This window comes from Cellulosimicrobium cellulans (genome assembly GCF_042723955.1).
In the GTDB taxonomy this organism is placed as follows: domain Bacteria; phylum Actinomycetota; class Actinomycetes; order Actinomycetales; family Cellulomonadaceae; genus Cellulosimicrobium; species Cellulosimicrobium cellulans_H.
Map to the genome: position 1 here is coordinate 2,686 of NZ_JBHXIC010000147.1, position 3,318 is coordinate 6,003.

The 3,318-nt window shown below is 74.4% G+C and carries 5 protein-coding genes; 4 read left to right on the top strand and 1 reads right to left on the bottom strand.

Annotated features, from left to right (window positions below):
• Positions 1-99: 99 nt before the first annotated feature.
• Entirely contained in the window at positions 100-351 is a 252-nt protein-coding gene (locus tag ACFWH7_RS20540; RefSeq protein WP_378219455.1) for a cell division protein CrgA, read from the bottom strand.
• Positions 352-672: 321 nt separating this feature from the next.
• Between ACFWH7_RS20540 and ACFWH7_RS20545 the strand changes: the two genes are divergently transcribed.
• From ACFWH7_RS20545 to ACFWH7_RS20560, 4 genes are read left to right on the top strand one after another with little or no spacing between them, the layout of a single operon-like run.
• Entirely contained in the window at positions 673-1,494 is an 822-nt protein-coding gene (locus tag ACFWH7_RS20545; protein ID WP_378219457.1) for a DUF881 domain-containing protein, read from the top strand.
• Entirely contained in the window at positions 1,491-2,270 is a 780-nt protein-coding gene (locus ACFWH7_RS20550) for a class E sortase (protein WP_378219459.1), read from the top strand. The genes ACFWH7_RS20545 and ACFWH7_RS20550 overlap by 4 nt, the downstream gene beginning before the upstream one ends.
• Positions 2,270-2,464, top strand: coding sequence for a hypothetical protein (locus ACFWH7_RS20555; protein WP_378219461.1), 195 nt, complete (start codon positions 2,270-2,272; stop codon positions 2,462-2,464). Before ACFWH7_RS20550 ends, ACFWH7_RS20555 begins: the two co-directional genes overlap by 1 nt.
• Positions 2,461-3,120 carry an aminodeoxychorismate/anthranilate synthase component II gene (locus ACFWH7_RS20560; protein WP_378219463.1) on the top strand — a complete coding sequence of 220 codons (660 nt, stop codon included), beginning with the start codon at positions 2,461-2,463 and terminating at the stop codon, positions 3,118-3,120. Before ACFWH7_RS20555 ends, ACFWH7_RS20560 begins: the two co-directional genes overlap by 4 nt.
• Positions 3,121-3,318 lie beyond the last annotated feature (198 nt).

Consider the following 3,318-nt stretch of genomic DNA (forward strand, 5'->3'; position numbering starts at 1 on the left):
TTTTTACTCAGGTGTGTGGCCTCGGGGGGGTTCACCCCCGCGCCCCGGGGGGGGGCGCGGCCCCCCCCCCCCGGCCCGCCCCCCCCGCCGTCGGACCGCCTACTTCCAGCGCGTGGTGAGCGCGAAGCCCGCGATGATGAAGGCGAAGCCGACGCCGAGGTTCCAGGCGCCCAGCAGCGGGATCGGGAGCTGCGCGGGCCCGCTGAGGTAGAACAGCACGATCCACGCCAGCCCGAGCAGCATCAGCCCGAGCATCGTGGGCACGAGCCAGCGCGGGTTGCCCGACTCGGGCTTGGGCACGCTCGGCGGACGCTGCGGCTTGGGCTTCTTGCGCGACTTCGACTCGGGCACGAGGGTGGGCTCCTGTCCTGGTGGGGTCCGCTGCGGGCGGCGTCGGGACGCACCGCGGGAGCGGACGCCTGCCGTCGTCGTGCAGGAACCGTGCATGGCTCGGGCGAAGGTCGTCGACGCGCCGCGACGCTCCGTAGGAGCACGGGTCCGTCACGATCGTGGACGACGTTCGTCGACTAGCGTAGTGGGCGCACACAATAGGCACGGACACCGCGCGCGGGCAAAGCCCCTGTCGCGGCGACGACGACACGACAGACGCACGGCAGAGACACATCGGAGAGACGGCCGACGACCTCGTCCGCCCAGGAAGGAGACGGTCGCGTGAGCAGCACCGACCCCGCCTCCGCGACGCCGGACGAGCCCGCCGAGGCGGTCGCGGCCGGTCCCGCGCCGTCGCCCGCCGGCCCCGTCGTGCCGCCGCGCTCCCGCAGGGTCCGGTCCGCCGTGACCGTCGCGCTGGTCCTCGCGCTCGCCGGCGTGATGTTCACGGCCAACGCGCGCCTCGCGCGGGGCGAGGACTCGCGGCACCCCGAGAACCTCGCGCAGCTCGTCGACCGCGAGTCGGACCGCGTGGCGAACCTCTCTGCCCAGGTCGACGCGCTCACGGAGGAGATCGAGGGACTGTCGCAGACCGGCGACGCGCCGGCCGGCGTCGACCCCGACCTCGCGTCGCGCACCGCGGTCGCGGCGGGCACGACGCCGGTCAGCGGCACGGGCCTGTCCGTCTCGCTCGACGACGCTCCCCCGGAGGGCAACTACCCGCCGCAGATCCGCCCGGACGACCTGGTCGTGCACCAGCAGGACATCCAGTCCGTCGTCAACGCCCTGTGGGCCGGCGGCGCGGAGGCGATGACGCTCCAGGGCCAGCGCGTCACCGCGACGTCGGCGTTCCGCTGCGCGGGCAACATCCTCCTGCTGCACGGCCGCGTGTACTCGCCGCCCTACGTCGTGGAGGCCGTGGGCGATCCCGACGCGCTGCGCGACGCCCTGGAGCGCTCGCCCGGCGTGCAGGTGTACCAGGAGTACGTCGACGCCGTGAACCTGGGCTGGTCCGTCGAGGACCGGTCCGACCTCGAGCTCCCCGGCTACGAGGGCGCGCTCGAGCTCCGCTACGCCCGGCCCTCCGACGCGGTGGCGTCGTGACGGCCACCGCCCCCGCGCCGGTGCGGCACGCGGGCCGCCGCTCCTCGGGTCGCGGCGCGGTCTCGACGGTCGTCGGCGTCGTCGGGGAGCTGCTCATCACGCTCGGGATCCTGCTGGGGCTGTACGTGGTGTGGCAGCTCTGGTGGACGGACGTGCAGGCGGACCGCGTGCAGGCGCAGGTCCTGGAGGAGATGGACGCACCCACGCCGGACGCCGGGGACGTCGCGACGGCAGTGCGCCGCGACGAGCCGCCCGTCATGGAGGCGCCCCCGCTGGGCGAGGTGTGGGGCACGCTCTACGTGCCGCGCTGGGACGGCAAGATGATGCCGATCGCCGAGGGGACGGACAAGCGCTCGATCCTCGACCAGGGCCAGGCGGGGCACTACCCCGAGACCGTCATGCCGGGCGACGTCGGCAACTTCTCGCTCGCCGGGCACCGGCAGACGTACGGCAAGATCTTCCACGACGTGGAGGAGCTCGAGATCGGTGACCCGATCGTCGTGGAGGCCGGCGGGGTCTGGTACGTGTACCGCGTGGACCACATGCAGGCCGTGAAGCCCGACCAGGTCGAGGCCGTGGCGCCCGTCCCGTGGCAGCCCGGCGTCGAGCCGACCGAGCGGTACCTCACCCTGACGACGTGCCACCCGATCGGGCTGAACTCGCTCGTGGCACGGTTCATCGTCAACGCCAAGCTGGACTACTGGATGCCCGTCGAGGACGGCACGCCGCCCGACCTGGTCGGCCAGGCGGCCCCTGCGGCCGAAGGGAGCGCGTGATGTACGGGGCGCTGTGGCGCGTGCTGCCCGGGCCCGCGTGGGTCCGGGCGCTGATCCTGCTCGTCCTCGCGGCCGCCGTCGTGCTCGCGTGCTTCGAGTGGCTGTTCCCGATCGTGTCCGAGTACATGCCGTTCAACGACCCCAACATCCAGACCGACGCCGCCGGCGCAGTGTCCGTGGAGGCCACGCGATGACCCACCAGACCCGCATCCTCGTCGTGGACAACTACGACTCGTTCGTCTACACGATCGTCGGCTACCTCGACCAGCTCGGCGCCCGGACCGTCGTCGTGCGCAACGACGCCGTGCCCGAGCCCGACGCCGAGGGCCGGTTCCACGACGCCGACGGCACCGTGTTCGACGGCGTCCTCGTCTCCCCCGGGCCCGGCACCCCGAAGGAGGCGGGCCAGAGCGAGCAGGTCATCCGCGCGTGCGCCTCCTCGCGCACGCCGATGCTCGGCGTGTGCCTCGGCCACCAGGCGCTCGCCGAGGTGTACGGCGCGACGGTCACGCACGCGCCCGAGCTCATGCACGGCAAGACGAGCCTCGTCGAGCACGAGGGCGAGGGCGTCCTGGCCGGGCTCCCCGCCCCGTTCACCGCGACGCGCTACCACTCGCTCGCCGTCGTGAGCGACACCGTGCCCGCGGAGCTCGAGGTGACGGCGTCGACCTCCGGCGGCGTCATCATGGGACTCCAGCACAAGGACCTGCCCCTGCACGGCGTCCAGTTCCACCCCGAGTCGGTGCTCACCGAGGGCGGCCATCGCCTGCTCGCGAACTGGCTCGAGGCCTGCGGCCTCGACGGCGCCGTCGAGCGCTCGGCGGGCATGGCGCCGCTCGTCCGGCAGTAGCCCGGCCAGACCCGGCGGCGCCTCCCGGGCGCAGCGACTGGTGTCCTGCCTCGACCCGGCGCTGACGCCGCCTCTGCCTGCACGACGGACGGGGGGGCCCCCCCCCGGGGGGGGGGGGGGGCCGGGGGGGCGGGGGGGGGGGGGCGGGCGGGGGCGCGCCCGCCCGGGGGGCGCGCCCGCGCCCCCGCCGCGCGTCGG